The sequence below is a fragment of the Thiofilum sp. genome, from assembly GCF_016711335.1.
Taxonomy (GTDB): Bacteria; Pseudomonadota; Gammaproteobacteria; order Thiotrichales; family Thiotrichaceae; genus Thiofilum.
In genome coordinates this window covers 3,857,512-3,877,700 of sequence record NZ_JADJTF010000001.1, presented here as the reverse complement: position 1 = coordinate 3,877,700, position 20,189 = coordinate 3,857,512, and the positions used below count along the sequence as shown (strand labels likewise).

General features: G+C 45.3%; 19 protein-coding genes. 9 read left to right on the top strand and 10 right to left on the bottom strand.

The features are described from left to right. Positions 1-31 precede the first annotated feature (31 nt). The 10 genes from IPL34_RS18145 to IPL34_RS18100 all read right to left on the bottom strand — a co-directional run bounded on the left by IPL34_RS18145 (position 32) and on the right by IPL34_RS18100 (position 7,706). Positions 32-943 carry a hypothetical protein gene (locus IPL34_RS18145; protein WP_296842908.1) on the bottom strand — a complete coding sequence of 304 codons (912 nt, stop codon included), beginning with the start codon at positions 941-943 and terminating at the stop codon, positions 32-34. A gap of 8 nt (positions 944-951) precedes the next feature. After that, positions 952-1,080, bottom strand: a complete 129-nt coding sequence (locus tag IPL34_RS18140; RefSeq protein ID WP_296842907.1) for a hypothetical protein — start codon at positions 1,078-1,080, stop codon at positions 952-954. Between the two features lie 27 nt (positions 1,081-1,107). Next, on the bottom strand, positions 1,108-2,544 hold the full coding sequence (locus IPL34_RS18135) for an OmpA family protein (RefSeq protein ID WP_296842906.1): 1,437 nt from the start codon (positions 2,542-2,544) through the stop codon (positions 1,108-1,110). 139 nt (positions 2,545-2,683) lie between these two features. Further along, entirely contained in the window at positions 2,684-3,106 is a 423-nt protein-coding gene (locus IPL34_RS18130) for a rhodanese-like domain-containing protein (RefSeq protein ID WP_296842905.1), read from the bottom strand. A gap of 14 nt (positions 3,107-3,120) precedes the next feature. After that, the gene (locus IPL34_RS18125) at positions 3,121-3,354 is read right to left on the bottom strand and encodes a succinate dehydrogenase assembly factor 2 (protein ID WP_296842904.1); all 234 of its coding nucleotides are present in this window, start codon (positions 3,352-3,354) and stop codon (positions 3,121-3,123) included. A gap of 106 nt (positions 3,355-3,460) precedes the next feature. Next, positions 3,461-4,243 carry a succinate dehydrogenase iron-sulfur subunit gene (locus tag IPL34_RS18120; RefSeq protein WP_296842903.1) on the bottom strand — a complete coding sequence of 261 codons (783 nt, stop codon included), beginning with the start codon at positions 4,241-4,243 and terminating at the stop codon, positions 3,461-3,463. A gap of 12 nt (positions 4,244-4,255) precedes the next feature. Continuing rightward, a complete protein-coding gene (gene sdhA, locus IPL34_RS18115) occupies positions 4,256-6,043 on the bottom strand; it encodes a succinate dehydrogenase flavoprotein subunit (protein ID WP_296842902.1) in 1,788 nt (595 codons plus the stop codon). A 10-nt stretch (positions 6,044-6,053) separates the two neighbouring features. Beyond that, a complete protein-coding gene (gene sdhD, locus IPL34_RS18110) occupies positions 6,054-6,437 on the bottom strand; it encodes a succinate dehydrogenase, hydrophobic membrane anchor protein (protein ID WP_296842901.1) in 384 nt (127 codons plus the stop codon). Positions 6,438-6,459: 22 nt separating this feature from the next. After that, complete coding sequence (gene sdhC / locus IPL34_RS18105) at positions 6,460-6,837, bottom strand: succinate dehydrogenase, cytochrome b556 subunit (protein ID WP_296842900.1); 378 nt, start codon at positions 6,835-6,837, stop codon at positions 6,460-6,462. 173 nt (positions 6,838-7,010) lie between these two features. Beyond that, complete coding sequence (locus tag IPL34_RS18100; RefSeq protein WP_296842899.1) at positions 7,011-7,706, bottom strand: GntR family transcriptional regulator; 696 nt, start codon at positions 7,704-7,706, stop codon at positions 7,011-7,013. 270 nt (positions 7,707-7,976) lie between these two features. Here IPL34_RS18100 and zapE point away from each other — a divergent pair, with 270 nt between their 5' ends. The 9 genes from zapE to IPL34_RS18055 all read left to right on the top strand — a co-directional run bounded on the left by zapE (position 7,977) and on the right by IPL34_RS18055 (position 20,173). Further along, positions 7,977-9,086, top strand: a complete 1,110-nt coding sequence (gene zapE, locus IPL34_RS18095; protein WP_296842898.1) for a cell division protein ZapE — start codon at positions 7,977-7,979, stop codon at positions 9,084-9,086. 61 nt (positions 9,087-9,147) lie between these two features. Further along, positions 9,148-9,804, top strand: a complete 657-nt coding sequence (gene fsa, locus IPL34_RS18090) for a fructose-6-phosphate aldolase (protein WP_296842897.1) — start codon at positions 9,148-9,150, stop codon at positions 9,802-9,804. 150 nt (positions 9,805-9,954) lie between these two features. Further along, on the top strand, positions 9,955-11,157 hold the full coding sequence (gene odhB / locus IPL34_RS18085; RefSeq protein WP_296842896.1) for a 2-oxoglutarate dehydrogenase complex dihydrolipoyllysine-residue succinyltransferase: 1,203 nt from the start codon (positions 9,955-9,957) through the stop codon (positions 11,155-11,157). A gap of 12 nt (positions 11,158-11,169) precedes the next feature. Continuing rightward, complete coding sequence (gene lpdA / locus IPL34_RS18080) at positions 11,170-12,606, top strand: dihydrolipoyl dehydrogenase (protein WP_296842895.1); 1,437 nt, start codon at positions 11,170-11,172, stop codon at positions 12,604-12,606. A gap of 99 nt (positions 12,607-12,705) precedes the next feature. Beyond that, entirely contained in the window at positions 12,706-13,875 is a 1,170-nt protein-coding gene (sucC, locus tag IPL34_RS18075) for an ADP-forming succinate--CoA ligase subunit beta (RefSeq protein ID WP_296842894.1), read from the top strand. Beyond that, positions 13,872-14,741 carry a succinate--CoA ligase subunit alpha gene (gene sucD, locus IPL34_RS18070; protein ID WP_296842893.1) on the top strand — a complete coding sequence of 290 codons (870 nt, stop codon included), beginning with the start codon at positions 13,872-13,874 and terminating at the stop codon, positions 14,739-14,741. Before sucC ends, sucD begins: the two co-directional genes overlap by 4 nt. 133 nt (positions 14,742-14,874) lie before the next feature. After that, positions 14,875-16,179, top strand: a complete 1,305-nt coding sequence (locus IPL34_RS18065) for a citrate synthase (protein ID WP_296842892.1) — start codon at positions 14,875-14,877, stop codon at positions 16,177-16,179. 32 nt (positions 16,180-16,211) lie between these two features. After that, positions 16,212-18,821 (top strand): bifunctional aconitate hydratase 2/2-methylisocitrate dehydratase, encoded by a 2,610-nt coding sequence (acnB, locus tag IPL34_RS18060; protein ID WP_296842891.1) that lies wholly within the window; start codon positions 16,212-16,214, stop codon positions 18,819-18,821. A gap of 356 nt (positions 18,822-19,177) precedes the next feature. Continuing rightward, positions 19,178-20,173, top strand: coding sequence for an IS30 family transposase (locus tag IPL34_RS18055; protein ID WP_296842890.1), 996 nt, complete (start codon positions 19,178-19,180; stop codon positions 20,171-20,173). Positions 20,174-20,189: the final 16 nt, after the last annotated feature.

Genomic DNA, 20,189 nt, shown 5'->3' with positions numbered 1-20,189 from the left:
ATGCTAGTAGTTAAACCCCATATAACCTCTATCAACTAGGATTATTTTTTAAATAGGTTTGATAATCCTGTAAACGATTCCATTCCCCTTTAGCGGCTAACTCTGCTTGAAAAGGCCAAGTTTGGGGATCAATTTGCTTAAATTGCTCACCCGCCGCACTTAAAATTTGTTTTAAATCTTTAAGACTTTTTTGCGAAAGCGTTTGGTAGTTTCTAATGCCTGCCTCATTTAATAATGCCTCAATACGCGGAGTAATTCCCTCTAGTTTACGCAAATTATCAATCAAATCAGCAGGTGTATTGAGCAAGTTAGCTAGCGAAACAGAATCCAGAGTCGAACTACGGGTAGCAGCATCAGTACCAGTACCATGATATTTATTAGCGGCCGCAATAGTAGCCGCAGGTGGCTCTTCAGGTTTACGGCGTAATAAAGTATCAATATCCACTACATAACCGGTATTAGTAGTGGATACTGAAGGCTCAGTCGTATCAGTGTGAGCTATGGAGCTTGGCATAGTAACGGGATTTAGCTCCGGTTTAATAATTGTCGTAGGAGAAGGAGTAGGCAATTCAATTTCTAAAGTGGGCGTTATTAAATCCTGACGCGGTGTTGGCGTGGGCGTTTCAAATTGGGTATTTAAAAGGGGAGTACTGGTATTAGTAAGTTCAGGCGGTGTAACGCTAGGAGCAATAGTGGCTTCATTAAAAGCCGGACTATTTTGTACCTCAGGGGTAAAAGCTTTATGAGTGGGTGAGGCTTCAAAATCAAAAGCAGCCGGTTCCTTTAATGTAAATAAGGACGGCTCATCATCCGCAGCACTACGGCAACAAATACCTAACTTACGTAATAAGGAGCAAGTTAATATCCCTAGGATAAACATTAATAAGGTTAAGCCAATAATTTCTAGGCTTGCTTGCGCCAAAGAGTAATTCGTATCATTCATAGTTGTAATTACTCTCCATCCACATCACTTTGAAAATAGCAAAATAAAAACCCTAAAAAAAAGGCTATAGCTAAAATAATGCCTAATTCCCAGCCAGCATTGCTCAGGTCATAGCGTGTTGTTAAATGTTCAATCATAATTTTGTCCTACTTAGCGTCCTTGTCTTACTTTAAGGGCATTATCTCAACACGCCGATTTTGTTGCCGACCTTCAACTGTATTGTTGCTGGCGATAGGCTTAGATTCACCCATGGAGCTGACTTGCAGTTGTTTTTCGGGTGCTCCACGCCTAATCAAAGCATCGCGCACAATTTCTGCTCGTTTTAAAGCTAATGTTTTATTCAGATCAGCATCACCGCGATTATCGGTATGACCTGTAATTTTAATAGTAGCGCGTTTATGTTTTTGCAAATAAGCGGCAACCGTATCGAAGTAATCAGCCGTTTCATCACTCAGTGTAGGACGTGCTACTCCGGTAGGGAAGTTGAGACGTGCAGGGCCTAGGCGATCTTCGGTTGATTTACCTTTTTGATAAACGACCATTTTATTACGATCTTTACCTTCGGGGTCTTGTGGTTCAGGCTCTGCTTTTGCAGCTTGTTTAGGTTGCTCAGCCTCTTTAGGGTTAGCCTCTATGCTGGCTGTGGTAGTAGCCTTACTCGGCTTTTCAGCGTTTTTAGTGTCTGCTTCGTTTACCGCTTTAGCTGAGTCGCTGTCTGCGTTTTTGCTAGTGGTAGAGGGAGTGACCTCAGTATCTGAGTTAGCTTTAGGCGGAGTCGCTACAACAGGCGCAGTAGTATCATTAATACGTTGTACAGGCTTGATCTCGCTTTCCCCATTAGCCTCATCGGGTGTATCGGTAGTATCTGCGTTTGAGGTTTGCGTACTGTCACTCGGTAGGTCAGGCGCTGCGGGTACAACAGGAGCGGGTGAGGGAGTACCTTTATTGAGGCGTTTTTCCTCTTCAGCCGTCATAGCAGCAGCTTGAGGTTCGGGGCGAAAAATATCAACCGATCCATCATCTACTACGGCGGTCACTACAGGGGTTTCAGCTACCGGAGCTGGGGTCGAGGCTTGGCTAGTTTCAGGGGTTTTTAGTGCAGTTGGCTCAGATTCGGTGGGCTGTTCTTGCGCTACACTACTATTCGCTTGTAAATAATCTGGTACGCCATTGTTATCGCTATCGAGTGCATCATCAACGCGCCCGTCATTATTGCGATCCGGTGATTCGTCCTTGGTCAATATACCATCGTTATCGTCATCATCATCTAAAGCATCGATTAAACCATCGCCATCAGTATCATTCGGTATTTGGCTAATCTCTACTAAATCTGGTACACCGTCCTCATCAGAGTCTGGATTATTGGGATCTGTACCTAAACGCTTTTCATCACCATTACGAATACCATCTTTATCATTATCTTGAGTCTCATCTTCGCTAGGTGCTTTGGGTTTGTCGGCTACGGGTGCTGTAGCCAGCGTGACAGCAGTCGTATTCGCGGTCATGCTACAAAAGCCTTTAATCTTACAGGTGTACCACCACCAGCTACCCAAACCCCATAGGGCAGCTAGAACCAAAATGATGGATGATTTGAGTTTCATGTATAGAATCGTCCTTGTAAATCCTTAGGCATACCTGCGTTAACTAGCCCGTTATTAATGCTTTTAGCTTGTGTTTATATAGCAGGTATGGCTTAGCTGAGTATAGTAGCAAATATAGAGTGGATTAGATTCTTAAATGCTAGCATTGTTCCCAAGGCAAGCCATGAAAGCGCCAACCTCCTACGGTACTACGGTGCTGATGCTCATCCTTTTCACCCTCAAACCCCTCTTCAACGTGATAAACCTGTTTAAATCCAGCCTTCAAGAGTACATCCGCAGCATCTAAAGTACGCTTACCGCTGCGACAAATGAGTACCACATGAGCCTCTTGTTTGGGATCGGCTTCTTTAAAGCGATTAGCTAAGGTTTTTTCTATAACTTGAGCAAAGTTAGGATCTACAGTCCAGTCTGGCTCATCAATCCAAGGAATATGTACTGAGCCTATAGCGTGCCCTACAAATAGGTATTCCATCGAAGAGCGTATATCAATGAGCAAGCTATTCGCATGAGTTTGCAGAAACTCATAAGCAGCTTGAGGTTTGAGATGAATTAGGTCTGACATGGCATATCACTCGATTAGGAATAAGCGGCTAATTTGGCTATTAAGGGTTGATAATATTCGGGTGCGGCATCCATACCCATCACCATACCGTACAAAATAGGGTCTTGTAAGTCGAGTAATTCATCGAGATAGACACGTTCTTGTTCACTAGCCGTCTCATAATGACGCTCTAAATAGCGCATTAAGATGACATCCAGTTCTTTCATGCCTCGGCGGCAACGTAATTTGAGGCGAGATAATTCACTCATAACTAATCACTCCAATACGTTCTGCGGGGGTAGAGGATATCGAAAGGGAGGATAATATAAGGAAAAACCCCTAAGACCAAGTGTTTTAGGGGTTTTGATGCGGTATTTATAAGCGACGTTCAACCACTAGCTTTTTGAGCTGACCAATAGCTTTAGCAGGATTTAAGCCTTTAGGGCAGGTATTAGTACAGTTCATAATGGTATGGCAGCGATAGAGTTTGAAAGGATCTTCCAAATTATCTAAACGCTCGCCCGTAGCTTCATCACGACTATCAATGACCCAACGATAGGCTTGTAAGAGCACAGCAGGACCTAGATAGCGGTCGCTGTTCCACCAGTAGCTAGGGCAAGAAGTTGAGCAACTAGCGCACAAAATACACTCATATAGACCATCGAGCTTTTTACGATCTTCTGGAGACTGTAAACGCTCACGATCTTGTGGAGCGGGTGTATCGGTTTGCATCCAAGGTTTAACCGAAGCATATTGCGCATAGAAGTGAGTGAGATCCGGGACTAGATCTTTGATCACTTGCATATGGGGCAGAGGGCTAATCGTAATATCACCCGGAACGTCTTCAATTGCCTTGATACACGCTAAGGTATTAGTACCCCCAATATTCATCGCACAAGAGCCACAAATCCCTTCACGGCAAGAACGACGGAAGGTCAGGGTAGTATCAATCTCGTTTTTAATTTTTAACAGCGCATCTAGCACCATCGGGGCACACTTATCCAAGTCAATTTGATAAGTATCCCAGCGAGGATTTTGACCGCTATCAGGATCATAACGATAGATTTTAAAGGTTTTAATGCGGGTCGCACCTTTAGGCGCTGGCCACGTTTTGCCTTCTTTAACGACAGAGTTTGCCGGTAATTTAAATTCAGCCATGTTAAGCGTCTCTTAGTAGGTGCGTTTCTTGGGCGGAATGTAGTCGACATCCGAAGTTAAGGTATAGGTATGCACAGGGCGATAATCAATCGTGACTTTACCTTGTGGATCTAACCAAGACAGCGTGTGTTTCATCCACTCATCGTCATGACGATCAGGGAAATCTTCACGCGCATGCGCACCACGGCTTTCTTTACGATTTAAAGCAGATTGCACGGATACCTGAGCACACTCTAATAGGTTGGCCAGCTCAAAGGTTTCCATTAAATCCGAGTTCCAAATCAGACTGCGATCTTGAATACCCACTTCTTGGAAGCTGGTATAAATCGCATTCATTTTGTTCACGCCTTCTTGTAAAGACTCGCCAGTACGGAATACTGCGGCGTGTTTTTGCATGGTGTGTTGCATTTCATCACGAATGCCAGCGGTCGATTTAGTACCTTTAGCATTGCGAATCGCATCAAAACGATCCAGTACTTTCTTTAAACCCGCAGCAGGAAGTTCTGGTTGAGTAGCGCCCGCTTTCAGTGTTTCAGCACAGCGATTAGCCGCTGCACGTCCAAATACAACAATATCAAGTAAGGAGTTAGAACCTAAGCGGTTAGCACCGTGTACCGATACACAGGCACATTCACCAATTGCCATTAAGCCCGGAACTACTGAGTCGGGATTACCCTCTTTTAAAGTAACCACTTCGCCATGATAGTTGGTAGGAATACCACCCATGTTGTAATGCACGGTGGGCAATACCGGAATAGGCTCTTTAGTGACATCCACACCTGCGAAAATACGCGCACTTTCTGCAATACCGGGGAGGCGTTCGTGAATGATTTCAGCGCCTAAGTGTTCCAAATGCAGATGGATATGGTCTTTCTTCTCACCTACACCACGACCTTCATTAATTTCAATGGTCATAGAGCGACTTACTACGTCACGAGAAGCAAGGTCTTTAGCATTCGGTGCATAACGCTCCATAAAGCGTTCGCCATTCGAGTTGGTTAAATAACCACCCTCACCACGCACACCCTCAGTAATTAAGCAACCAGAGCCATAAATACCAGTGGGGTGGAATTGAGTAAATTCCATATCTTGTAACGGTAGACCCGCACGAGTCACCATACCATTACCATCACCGGTACAGGTATGAGCAGAGGTAGCAGAGAAATATGCGCGACCATAACCACCCGTTGCCAGTACTACCGTTTGAGCACGGAACACGCGCAGTACACCAGTGGCTAAATCCCATGCTAAAACACCACGGCATACACCCTCATCATCCATAATCAGGTCAGTTGCGAAGTGTTCGATATAGAACTCAGCATTATGACGCAATGATTGTTGGTAAAGAGTATGGAGAATCGCATGGCCAGTACGGTCAGCCGCCGCGCAAGTGCGTTGGGCAATACCTTCACCGTAATTAGTGGTCATACCACCGAAAGGACGTTGATAAATACGACCTTCTTCAGTACGTGAGAACGGTACACCTTGATGCTCTAATTCAATCACCGCCGGAATCGCTTCACGACACATATATTCAATCGCATCTTGGTCGCCCAACCAGTCTGACCCTTTTACGGTGTCATACATATGCCATTGCCATTTGTCAGGACCCATATTACCTAAAGCAGCTGACATACCGCCTTGTGCCGCTACTGTATGACTACGAGTAGGGAATACTTTGGTAATACAAGCAGTGGATAAGCCCTTGACCGCCATACCAAAGGTTGCACGTAAACCTGCACCACCTGCACCGACTACTACGACATCATAGGTATGATGTTCAATTTTATAATCCGACATAAACGTATCCTTAGCCTCCAAACGTTGCACGTAGCACTGCTAAAATGCTGACCGTACCGAGTAGTACCATTACTAATTTCATAGCAATTAAGGCGGCAACTTTGGCGCCTTCGTGGTGGATATAATCTTCAATCACCACTTGCAAACCTAAAACCGCATGGTAGAAGGCAGTAAATAAAAACAGGGTAAACATAGCTACATTGAAAGGTGCTGCAAAATAAGTCAGTACTACTTCATAAGGTTTTCCTGCCATAGAAGCGACTGAGAAAGCAGCCCATAAGGTCAAGGGTACTAATGCCACCGCAGAAACACGCTGCATCCACCAATGCTGTGCGCCTTCTTTAGCCGAACCGAGGCCACGCGCTTTCTTTAGAGGAGTTAATAGACGGCTCATGGAAAATCTCCGTTCGCGGTGGTTAGGCAACCAACCACAATAAAATGTTTAAAACAGCCGATGCAACAACAACAATCTTGCCTGTTAAATAAGTCGTAGGCAGATCAAAGCCATAGCCCATATCCCACATTAAATGGCGAATGCCGTTGCATAGGTGATAGAACAAAGCCCAAGTCCAGAAAAATAGAATAAATTTACCAAGCCAAGACCCTAAAAATAGAGTGGCAATGCCAAAGGCTTGAGGACCTGCTGCTAATGAAGTTAACCAGTACACCACTACAAGTGACCCGATTGCTGCCGCTACACCAGTGGCGCGGTGTAGGATAGACAGTGTAGAGGTGATCTGCGGTTTATACACCGAAAGGTGAGGCGATAATGGTCTATTGGCTGAGTTCTGCATGCGCGTTAATAGTCCGTTTGGTGAGGTTTAACGTTTATAAAAGATTGTCGACATCTTTTATTTTCCGCTGTGCATCATAGCGGTTTTTATGCATTTTTCCAACCATAACTAGGTCTATTAAGCAGGTGATTCATAAATATTGTCGACAGTAACCACCCAACAGCTTAGAGCTATTACTCAATTTCTTCAGGTGGAACTGCCATGAGATGATGTTGTGCCCGTGCTCTAGAAGCACGAATATGATGACGCATCAGTAGCTCAGCCATTTCACCATCACGATTATTTAACGCGGAAGCAATTAATTCGTGCTCACTCAGCGCTTGTGCAGAAAAGCGTGGGTTTAAACGGAAGCGATAAAAACGCACCAAATCATATAAATCCATGTGCAGCATACGCTGGAGACGCTCATTATTGCAACCTTGAATAATGCAAAAATGAAAGTCTAAATCCGCATCATAATGCACACTGGTTGGGGTGGCGTAGGGGTCTTGAGTGGACACTGCCATTTTATTATGTTCGACTAAAGTATTGAGATGTGCTAATTGCTCATCAGTCATATTTTCCGCCGCCAAGCGTGCCGCCATGCCCTCCATTGCTTCCCGAATTTGGTAAATTTCCATGAGTTGCTTGGTGGAAAAGCCTACTACACGTGCGCCAATATTCGGTTTACGAGTGACTAGGTTGCAGTTTTCTAGTTTGCTAATCGCCTCGCGCAATGAGCCACGACTGACATTATATTGGTTAGCCAGTTCCGGTTCGCTGATTTTTTTACCCGGAGGTAATTCACCCTCCAAAATAGCACGCCGCAATTCTTGAAATAAGCGATCAGCAATAGTGACAGGTTCAGGTGTCAGGTTATTAAGCCCCATCTAATATGCTCTCATGTGGTTTGTCGACATTGTTAGTATTATACCTATCGTTAACTAGCTAAAATCCGTCATCGTAAGTGTATTAATACTAACGTTATTGATGTTTTTCAAGTACAATGTCGACAATTTTAAAACTGTACTTGGTTATAAAGTGCATGAACCTAGCCAGCTAAAGGTAGGGCTTTTATCCTTTGCCTAATGACGCTCTGTGAGTGATATTCCATAGTAGGCTGGCAAATTTGATTAGGTCTCCAAGAGAAATATAGTGTTATGCCATTAGAACAATACTATCAAGACGCCGTTCAACAGCAGGTGATTCGTTTTGATCCTGCCCAATCGGCAGCGGTGAAAGTATTACAGCGTATTTGGGATGAGTTAGTATCTATCCCTGTAGTGGAGACTGCACCGGTAAAGAAGGGATTATTTTCCTTATTTTCTAGTCCCAAAGTAGAAAAACCAGCCACCATTCGTGGAGCCTATATTTGGGGTGGGGTAGGACGTGGTAAAACGTGGCTGATGGATAGCTTTTATGAGCGCATTCCTATCACACAAAAAAAACGTATGCACTACCACCATTTCATGAATTACGTGCACGATGAGTTAAAAAAAACCGCTCATGTCCAAAACCCATTGTTAGAGCTAGCTAAACGTGAAGCTCCACACATGCGCTTATTGTGTTTAGATGAGTTTCATGTATTGGACATTGTAGATGCGATGTTGTTGTATGGTTTATTAGAAGCTTTCTTTCAACAAGGCATTACTTTGGTGACGACTTCTAATCGTAAACCGGATGATCTGTATCTTAATGGTTTACAACGCAGTCGTTTCTTACCTGCTATTGCTTTAATTAAGCGCACGATGGATGTAGTCGAGCTAGACAATAATGTGGATTATCGCATGTTGCGCCATGTAGGCGAGCACGGTTTTATCCAAGGGCATCAGGCTGATGAGGTAGAACGTGAGCTTAGCATTGAGTTTAATGCGTTAGCGCGTGGCAAAATTTATACCGATACCACGCTAATAATCCAAGGGCGCTCCTTACCAGTCCATAAAGTTGCTGATAATATTGTCTGGTTCACCTTCCAAGTATTATGTGAAGGGCCGCGCTCAGCACGCGATTACATTGAAATTGCGGATCGTTACAAAGCTGTTGTGTTATCAGGTATGCCTGTACTGACAGAAACGCATGAAAATGCTGCCAGACGTTTCTTGAATCTGATCGATGAGCTGTATGATCGCCATGTGCGCTTGATCTTATCGACGGCTATTCCGTTGAACGCCCTTTATCAAGGGGAAAAGCTGGTATTTGAATATGATCGAGCTATGAGTCGCTTAAATGAAATGCAAAGTGATGAGTATCAACGTCGAGCCGCTGCTTAATGACATCACCGTTTACTAAACCATAATTATAGATAATCACCAAACTACCTAGGAGGGACTAATGAAGTTTTTTATTGATACGGGTGATATAGAAGAAATTCGTAAAGCCTGTGAGTCTGGAATGGTCGACGGTGTGACCACTAACCCTTCATTAGTTGCTAATTCAGGGCGCGATTTTAAAACCTTAATTCGTGAAATTTGTACCTTAACTACAGGGCATGTGAGTGCAGAAGTATTAGCTATGGATGCACCCACCATGTTACAAGAGGCTGAGGTCTTAACAGCGATTGCTGATAATGTGTGTATCAAATTACCTTTGACACTTGAAGGCTTAAAGGCGTGCAAGGTTTTATCTAAGCAAGGCATAGCTACGAATGTCACTTTGTGTTTTAGTGCCGCTCAAGCTTTATTAGCCGCTAAGGCAGGCGCGACTTATGTCTCACCTTTTATGGGGCGCTTAGATGATGTGGGTGAGTCGGGGATTCAATTGATTGCGGATATTGTGAATTTATATCGTAACTATCCAGAGTTTAATACCCAAGTATTAGCTGCCTCGATTCGCGGCCCTATGCATGTAGTGGATGCCGCAGCAGTGGGTGCACACGTAGCCACCTTGCCACCAAAGATTTTATATCAACTCTATCAGCATCCTTTAACGGATAAAGGGCTAGCTGGATTTATGAAAGATTGGGAAAAAACCGGACAAAAACTGGTGTAAAGTATAAGGGAGAGAACCTTTAATTATTGCGATATTGTCGACAATTAACCGTCCTCATAATTGACAAGAGACCTTATGAGACTATAATGTCGACAATCTTGCAGTAGAGCTGCACGCCACCGCTAAATAATATCTTGAGGATGTGAACGAATGAGTGAAATACTGACCCCAGTACTGCCAGAGTCAGTTGCTGATGCGACTGTTGCAACTTGGAATAAGAAAGTTGGCGACGCTGTAAAGCAAGATGAAGTATTAGTTGAAATCGAAACCGACAAAGTTATGTTGGAAGTCACTGCACCTGCGGATGGTGTGCTAAGTGAAATCCTCCAACCCGAAGGCTCTACCGTCACCAGTAGTCAATTATTAGGTCGAGTAACAGCAGGCGCTGCCGTCGCTGTGGCTCCCACTGCACCTGCCCCCGTCGCTGCTGCTCCCGCTCCGGTCGCCGAAGCGGCTGCTAGTCCCGCTGTACGTAAAATGATGGATGAGGCTAATATCTCTAAAGCAGATGTCGACGGTTCTGGTAAAAATGGTCGTATTCTAAAAGAAGATGTTGCAGCTGCGACTGCTAAAGCAGCTCCCGCTCCAGCCCCTCAAGCCGCTGCGCCCGCTCCGGTGCCTGCACCTGCTGCTCCTAAAGCACCTGCTGGTTCACGCGAAGAAACTCGTGTGCCTATGACTCGTTTACGTGCACGTATTGCTGAACGTTTATTAGAAGCTAAGCAATCTACCGCTATGTTGACTACCTTTAACGAAGTCAATATGCAGCCTCTGATGGATATGCGTAATGAGTATAAAGATGCGTTTGAAAAGAAACACAATACGCGCCTAGGCTTCATGTCGCTGTTTGTTAAAGCAGCTACCATTGCTCTGCAACGCTTCCCAGAAATTAATGCCTCTATCGATGGTAATGAGATTATCTATCGTAACTTCTGTGACGTAGGTATTGCGGTTTCCTCAGATCGCGGTCTAGTAGTGCCGATTTTACGTAGTGCCGAGCAAATGGGCTTAGCTGATATTGAAGCCACTATTGCTGCTTATGCTAAGAAAGCTCAAGCCGGTAAATTAGATATGTCTGATTTATCAGGTGGCAGCTTCACCATTACTAATGGTGGTGTATTCGGTTCATTACTCTCTACCCCTATTTTGAATCCGCCTCAAAGTGCGATTTTAGGTATGCACTCAGTGCAAAAGCGTCCTGTAGTAGAGAACGATCAAATCGTGATTCGTCCTATGATGTATGTGGCTCTGTCTTATGATCACCGTATTGTGGATGGTAAAGGCGCGGTAACCTTCCTGAAAACCATTAAAGAATTGGTTGAAAATCCAGTTCGTATCCTGTTGGATGTGTAAGGAGCGTTATTCATGTCAAATCAATATGATGTGATTGTTATTGGTGGTGGTCCCGGTGGTTATGTAGCAGCGATTCGTTGTGCCCAGTTAGGTTTAAAAACCGCCTGTGTTGAGCAATGGATCAATAAGCAACAAAAGCCAGCATTAGGTGGTACTTGCTTAAATGTGGGCTGTATTCCTTCTAAAGCACTCTTAGAGAGTTCTGAGCGCTATGAAGAAATTGCCCATCACAATGCCGATCATGGTATTTCAGTCACTGGTTTAGGAATTGATGTACCTACCATGATTGCTCGCAAAGACAAAATTGTGAGCCAATTAACAGGGGGTATCGCCCAACTCTTTCAAGCGAATGGCATTACTTGGCTGCAAGGTCATGGCAAATTACTAGCTAATAAGCAAGTGGAAGTGAAAGGTCATGACGGTGCAGTGAATACCTATGCAGCTAATAATGTGATTATTGCTACAGGTTCAGTACCGATTGAATTACCGATTGCGCGTTGGTTAGATACCCGTATTGTGGATTCTACCGGTGCACTAGATTGGGAAAGTACTCCTAAGCGCTTAGGTGTGATTGGCGCGGGTGTTATCGGTTTAGAAATGGGTAGCGTATGGCGTCGCCTAGGGTCTGAAGTCGTAGTTATTGAGGCCATGCCTGAGTTCTTAGCGGCGGCTGATCGTGATATTGCCAAAGCTGCTCAGACACAGTTCAAAAAGCAAGGCTTAGATATTCGTCTTAACTCCAAGGTTAGCAAAGTGGATGTGACCGATGCAGGTATCGTAGTCACTTATCAAGACGCTGAAGGCGAAAAGACTTTAGAAGTGGACAACCTCATCGTAGCCGTAGGTCGTAAGGCTAATACAGCAGGTGCAATTGATCCCGCTTCAGGCGTACAAGTGGATGAGCGTGGTCGTGTAGTAGTTGATGGTCACTGTGCAACCGCTGTTGCGGGTATTTATGCGATTGGCGATTGCGTACAAGGTCCTATGTTAGCTCATAAAGCTTCAGAGGAAGGTGTAGCGGTTGCTGAGCGTATTGCAGGTCAAAAGCCGCATATTAACTATGATGCGATTCCTTGGGTCATTTATACGCACCCTGAAATTGCTTGGGTAGGTAAGACCGAACAAGAGCTAAAAGCAGCAGGGGTAGCGTATAACGTCGGTACGTTCTCATTTGCGGCTAATGGTCGTGCTAAAGCCATGGATCAAGATAATGGTCTAATTAAAGTAGTAGCGGATGCTAAGACGGATCGTATCTTAGGGGTGCATATTGTAGGGCCTATGGCATCTGAGCTGATTGCTCAAGGTGCTATTGCGATAGAAACCGAAAGTACGTCTGAAGACTTAGCTCGTATGACTTTTGCGCATCCTTCGCTGTCGGAGTCCATGCACGAAGCCATGCTGGCTGTAGACGGTCGTGCCTTACACGCGATTAATCGTAAGCGCAAATAAATGGCGCTTAAACTATTAGGTATGATCTGCCTATAGTACAACGTTTGAGTGGCTGGGTATGATACTTACCCAGTCAAAAACTACCAAAGGAACTAAACAATGAATTTACACGAGTATCAGGCCAAGGCGGTATTTAGCCAATATGGTTTGCCTGTGCCGGTAAGCAAAGTGGCGTCAACCCCTGAAGAAGCCGCTGAAGCTGCTAAAACTCTCAGCACTGCTAAAGTAGTCGTAAAAGCTCAAGTTCATGCTGGCGGTCGCGGTAAAGCGGGCGGTGTGAAATTAGTCGACTCTCCAGCCGAGGCGGCGGATGTAGCCGAGCGCTTACTAGGCAAAAACTTAGTGACCTACCAAACGGATGCCAATGGTCAGCCCGTTAATGTGGTATTAGTGGAAGAAACTTGCAATATTGCTCGTGAACTTTATTTGGGTGCAGTAGTGGATCGTTCTAGCCGTCGTATCGTCATTATGGCGTCTACGGAAGGTGGGATGGAGATCGAGAAAGTTGCACACGAAACACCAGAAAAAATCCTTAAAGCAGTGGTTGATCCATTGGTAGGTGTAATGCCTTATCAAGCGCGTGAAATCGGCTTTAAATTAGGTTTAAACGATAATCAAATTAAGCAATTCACTAAACTACTGGTTAATTTCGGCAAAATGTTTGTGGAAAAAGACCTGTCTTTAGTTGAAGTTAATCCATTAGTCGTTACCGCTGAAGGCAATCTCTTATGCCTAGATGGTAAGGTGAATGTCGATGGTAATGCGCTGTATCGCCAGCCTGAATTAGTAGCCATGCGCGATAAATCTCAAGAAGATGCGCGTGAAATCGAAGCGTCTGAGTGGGAACTAAACTACGTAGCGCTTGAAGGTAATATTGGTTGCTTAGTCAACGGTGCAGGTCTAGCAATGGCGACTATGGACATTATCAAATTGTCCGGTGGTCAACCTGCTAACTTCCTCGATGTGGGCGGTGGTGCAACCGCAGCGCGTGTCGCAGCAGCATTCAAAATTATCCTATCTGATCAAGCGGTTAAAGGTATTTTAGTTAATATCTTCGGTGGTATCGTGCGTTGCGATTTAATTGCTGATGGTATTATTCAAGCAGTTAAAGAAGTTAATGTCACTGTCCCCGTGGTAGTGCGTTTAGAAGGTAATAATGCTGAAAAAGGTGCGGAGTTACTCAATAATAGTGGTTTAGCAGTGATTGCTGCTAATGATCTGGGTGATGCTGCTCGTAAAGTAGTTGCTGCGGTAGGAGGTGCTGCATGAGCGTCCTAATTAATAAAGACACTAAAGTACTCTGCCAAGGTTTCACAGGTAAGCAAGGTACATTCCATTCTGAGCAAGCGCTGGCTTATGGTACTAAAATGGTCGGTGGTACATCACCCGGAAAAGGTGGTTCGACTCATTTAGGTCTACCAGTATTTAACACTATGAAAGAAGCTGTCGCAGAAACGGGAGCGGATGCTTCTGTAATCTATGTGCCTGCTCCTTTTTGTAAAGACTCTATCATTGAAGCGGCTGAGTCTGGCGTTAAGTTAATTGTTTGTATTACTGAAGGTATTCCAGTGCTGGATATGCTGGATGCTAAAGTTATTGTAGATAGTTTAGGGGTGCGCTTAGTTGGCCCGAACTGCCCAGGTGTGATTACTCCGGGTGAATGTAAGATTGGGATTATGCCGGGGCATATCCATAAGCCCGGTACCGTAGGTATTGTATCGCGTTCAGGTACTTTGACTTATGAAGCAGTTAAACAAACGGCTCAGTGGGGACAAAGTACTTGTGTGGGTATCGGTGGAGATCCAATTCCGGGGTCTAACTTCATCGATATTTTAAGAATGTTCCAAGATGATCCTGCTACCGAAGCCATTCTCATGTGCGGTGAAATCGGTGGTTCCGCTGAAGAAGAAGCGGCTGCTTTCATTAAAGAATATGTCACTAAACCAGTAGCGGCTTATATTGCAGGGGTTACTGCTCCTAAAGGTAAGCGTATGGGGCATGCTGGCGCGATTATTGCTGGTGGCAAAGGAACAGCACAAGAGAAGTTCGCTGCACTAGAAGCAGCGGGTGTTGTAACGATTAAATCACCGGCTGAATTAGGCAAAGGTGTAGCAGAGGCCTTAAGTCGTAAATAAGTACTGCTGCAAAGCTCGGAGTCTAGCTAACCCTAGTTAGACTCTGATCGATCAGCTAGGGGGTTTCATCTAACTATGCCACGAACTCTGCTTTGTGGTGATTTTTGATTGCATCGACACTTGGAGTGCCCTGATGACTAAGCAAACAGTGACTGTGACCGATAATGTCTCCGGCAAGCAAATTGATTTCGACCTGTTAAGCCCGACAATGGGTCCTAAAGCCATTGATATTCGTAAGCTTTACAAAGAGTTGGGTTACTTCACCTATGATCCGGGCTATCTTGCAACGGCGAGTTGTACCAGTGCCATTACCTATTTAGACGGTGATCAAGGTACTCTCATGTATCGGGGCTATCCGATTGAGCAGTTGGCGGAACAAAGTAATTTCCTCGAAACTTGCTATTTACTTTTTAAGGGTGAATTACCCAACGTGGCTCAAAAACAAGAGTTTGAGTACGTTATTTCACGCCATTCTATGTTGCATGATCAGATGCAATTTTTCTTCCGTGGTTTCCGTCGTGATGCTCATCCTATGGCAACGATGGTCGGTGTGGTCGGTGCACTCTCTGCGTTTTATCACGAAGATTTAAATATTCAAGATCCTGTACAACGTGAGCGTTGTGCGCATCGCTTAATTGCTAAAATGCCTACTATTGCGGCTTGGAGTTATCGTTACTCTAAGGGCTTACCTTTCATGTACCCACTGAATAAGTTGGGTTACTCAGAAAACTTCTTACGTATGATGTTTGCGGTTCCGACCGAAGAATACGAAGTTGACCCGCTTATTGCTAAGGCTTTAGATGTTATTTTAATTCTACATGCGGATCATGAGCAAAACGCTTCAACCTCTACTGTGCGTTTAGCGGGTAGTTCTGAAGCCAATCCTTATGCAGCCGTTGCAGCGGGTATTGCTTCTTTATGGGGGCCTGCTCATGGTGGGGCGAATGAGGCCGTTATTCGCATGTTGCAAGAAATGGTAGAGTCCGGTAAGCCATTACAATACTGGGTTGACCGTGCGAAAGATAAAGATGATCGCTTCCGTTTAATGGGCTTTGGTCATCGGGTATACAAAAACTATGACCCACGCGCGAAGATTATTCGTCGTATTGCGGATGAAGTATTAGCTCGTACTCCAGCTGATAATCCGCACCATAAATTATTTGATCTAGCTCGTGAATTAGAGCAAGTGGCTTTGAATGATGAATACTTTATCAAACGTAGCCTCTATCCGAATGTTGACTTCTACTCCGGTATTATCTTCTTGAGTATGGGTATTCCATTACAAATGTTCACCGTCATGTTTGCGCTTGCACGTACTATCGGCTGGATTTCTCAATGGAATGAAATGATGGGTGATGAAGAGTCACGCATTGGTCGCCCACGTCAACTCTATATCGGTGCGACTCAACGCGACTATGTGCCGCTAGATCAACGTTAATAGCCAAAATTATGATTGTGGAGACAGAGAAAATGTTACAAGAGTACCGTCAACACGTAGCTGAGCGTGCTGCTGAAGGTGTACCCCCAAAGCCGCTCACCGCTGCACAAACGGCTTCTTTAGTAGAATTACTGAAAAACCCACCCGCAGGTGAGGAAGCTTTCTTAGTTGACCTATTGGAAAATCGTGTTCCAGCTGGTGTTGACGATGCTGCTTATGTAAAGGCTGGCTTTTTAGCGGCCATTGCTAAGGGTGAAGCGACTAGTCCTCTAGTGACTCCTGTGAAAGCAGTTGAGTTATTAGGCACTATGTTAGGTGGTTATAACATTCAGCCTTTAATTGCAGCCTTAGACAATCAAGAGCTAGGTGCAGCAGCGGCTAAAGCGTTATCACATACCTTATTAATGTTTGATGCATTCCATGATGTGGAAGAAAAGGCGAAAGCAGGTAATGCGTTTGCTAAGCAAGTCCTGCAATCATGGGCGGATGCTGAGTGGTTTACTTCACGTCCTGCTTTAGCTGAAAAAATCACGGTTGCGGTATTCAAAGTACCGGGTGAAACCAATACTGATGATCTTTCACCTGCACCGGATGCTTGGTCACGTCCTGATATTCCATTACATGCCAATGCCATGCTGAAGATGGCACGCCCCGGCATTGAGCCAGATGTTCCGGGCACTAAAGGCCCCTTAAAGCAAATCGAAGCGGTTAAAGCTAAAGGTTTCCCCGTTGCTTATGTGGGTGACGTGGTAGGTACGGGTTCTTCACGTAAATCAGCGACTAACTCAGTACTGTGGTTCTTTGGGGATGATATTCCTAGCGTGCCTAATAAGCGTGCGGGTGGTTATTGCTTCGGTGGTAAAATTGCTCCTATCTTCTATAACACCATGGAAGACGCGGGTGCATTACCTATCGAAATGGACGTGTCCAAAATGAATATGGGTGACGTGATTGACGTTTACCCTTATGAAGGTGTCGTAAAGAATCACGACACGGGTGAAGTGATCAGTACGTTCGCACTGAAAACTCAAGTACTGTTGGATGAAGTTCGTGCAGGTGGTCGTATTCCACTGATCGTAGGTCGTGGTTTGACGGGTAAAGCACGCGAAGCATTGGGCTTAACTCCTTCAACTCTATTCAAATCACCTGATCAACCGGCTGATACTGGCAAAGGTTATACTTTAGCTCAGAAAATGGTCGGTAAAGCGTGTGGTGTAGCGGGTGTACGTCCGGGCACTTATTGCGAACCTAAAATGACTACAGTAGGTTCCCAAGATACTACCGGTCCTATGACTCGCGATGAGCTGAAAGATCTTGCTTGCTTAGGCTTCTCTGCGGATTTAGTCATGCAGTCTTTCTGCCATACAGCGGCTTATCCTAAACCTGTTGACGTAGTAACTCATCATACTCTGCCAGACTTCATTATGACTCGTGGTGGTGTATCGTTACGCCCCGGTGATGGTGTTATCCACTCTTGGTTAAACCGTATGCTATTGCCTGATACCGTAGGTACCGGTGGTGACTCGCATACTCGCTTCCCGATTGGTATTTCCTTCCCAGCAGGTTCTGGTTTAGTGGCTTTCGCAGCTGCGACTGGGGTTATGCCTTTAGATATGCCTGAGTCAGTATTAGTACGCTTCACAGGCAAAATGCAACCTGGCATTACCTTACGTGACCTAGTACACGCGATTCCTTACTATGCGATTCAACAAGGTTTATTAACCGTTGAAAAGAAGGGTAAGAAAAACGTATTCAATGGCACGGTGCTTGAGATCGAAGGTTTAGAGCATTTAACTGTTGAGCAAGCGTTTGAATTATCTGATGCGTCGGCTGAGCGTTCTGCGGCGGGTTGTACGGTAGCCCTGTCTGAAGATTCAGTCGCTGAGTACTTACGCTCTAATATCGTGATGCTCAAGTGGATGATTCAACAAGGCTACGGTGATGTACGCACTATCGAGCGTCGTATTCGCTCTATGGAAGCATGGTTAGCCAATCCAAGCCTGATGCGTGCGGATGCAGATGCTGAGTATGCGGCAGTCATTGAAATCAATATGGATGACATTAAAGAGCCTATTCTATGTGCTCCTAATGATCCAGACGATGCGCGTTTATTGTCGACTGTTGCGGGTCGCAAAATCGATGAAGTATTCATTGGTTCATGCATGACCAATATTGGTCACTTCCGTGCAGCAGGTAAATTACTCAAAGCGGCGAATAAGCAAATTCCTACGCGCATGTGGATTGCACCCCCAACCAAAATGGATGCTTCTCAACTAACGGAAGAGGGCTATTACAACATTTATGGTACAGCAGGGGCGCGTATGGAAATGCCCGGCTGCTCGTTGTGTATGGGTAATCAAGCCCGTATCCAAGAAGGTTCCACTGCGGTATCGACTTCAACACGTAACTTCCCGAACCGTTTAGGGACTAACACAGACGTATTCTTAGCCTCGGCTGAGCTAGCGTCGGTTGCTGCGGTAATGGGTAAATTACCTACGGTTGAAGAATATATGGGTTATGCTAATCAATTGAATAGCATGTCGGGTGATATTTATCGTTATCTCAATTTCGATAAAATGGAACACTATCAGCATGCTGCTGAGCAAGTGATTATTCCAATGGTGAATAAATCGGCTGCTTAAATCACTCAATCAATTGCCGTTAAGGTAGTTTGAGAAAAAGCCCTGTCTAGCAATAGCAGGGCTTTTTTTATGTGAGACTTATTGCTTCTCTAGCCAGTTGCGACCTTACTATAACCTTACCTTTTATCGGATTAGCAGGATTTGGTTTAAAAAACTACATTGGGGCAGGATTAAAATCAGTAATATGGATCTGGCGACTTGTGGGGTTCAGTGGTGATGCACTGACAATTTAAATGTGGCGAATTCGTATCATAAGTGCATAGCCCGTTAATCGAGACGGGATGCGGCTTTCCTCATAAGGTCAGAGGCAAGATGTGGTAAAAAGCCTCCCGAAAAACCACTGACGGGAGAACTTCATGGCTTACACACACCTTACCGCTGAGGAGAGGCATTATATCGAAACCCGGCACAAGATGAAGGAGTCGATGGCAACAATCGCGTTAACCTTGGGGCGCAGCCCATCGACGATCAGTCGTGAACTGACGCGCAACCGAGGACAACGCGGCTATCGGCACAAGCAAGCGCACGCCAAAGCGCAACAACGCCATGCGAACAAGCCCAAGGCGGTCAAGTTGACCCCGGAACTGGCGGTCAGCATGGGTACGCTGCTGGAACAGCAATGGAGTCCAGAGCAAATCAGCGGTCGACTGAAAGCGGAAGGCAAAGCGACTATTTGCCATGAAACCATCTACCAGTATGTACTCAGGGACAAGCGTGCCAACGGCAAGCTGTACCTAAACCTACGCCGCCATACGAAGAAATACCGCCAGCGTTACGGTAGTAAAACGGGCAGCGTCCAAGGCATCCCCAACCGGGTGGACATTGAAGAACGCCCGGAAGTCGTCAATCAGCGTGAACGGCTCGGTGACTGGGAAGCCGACACCATGATTGGCAAGGGACACCAAGGCGCCTTGGTGACACTGGATGAACGCAAATCCAAGCTACGCCTAGCAATCCCTGTGACAAACAAGACCGCAGAGGCAGTGACCAGCAGTATTATCACCTTGCTGGACAGCTTCAAGGATTGGGTGCACACGCTCACCTTCGATAACGGCAAAGAGTTTGCCAAACATGAGCAAGTTGCCCAAGCCCTTGGGTGCAAAACGTATTTCGCCAAGCCCTATCATTCGTGGGAGCGTGGGCAAAATGAGAATGCCAATGGGCTGTTACGCCAATACTTTCCCAAGGCAATGGGGCTGCTGGACGTGACAATCCGACAGGTACTGGAGGCTGTACATAAACTCAACAACAGACCCAGGAAGTGTCTGGGCTTCAAGACACCTTACAAGGTGTTCCGAGAACTATCCGGCATAGAGGCTGAAAAGTTGCTAGGTTATGCACTTATTACTTGAATTCACCTGTTACTGA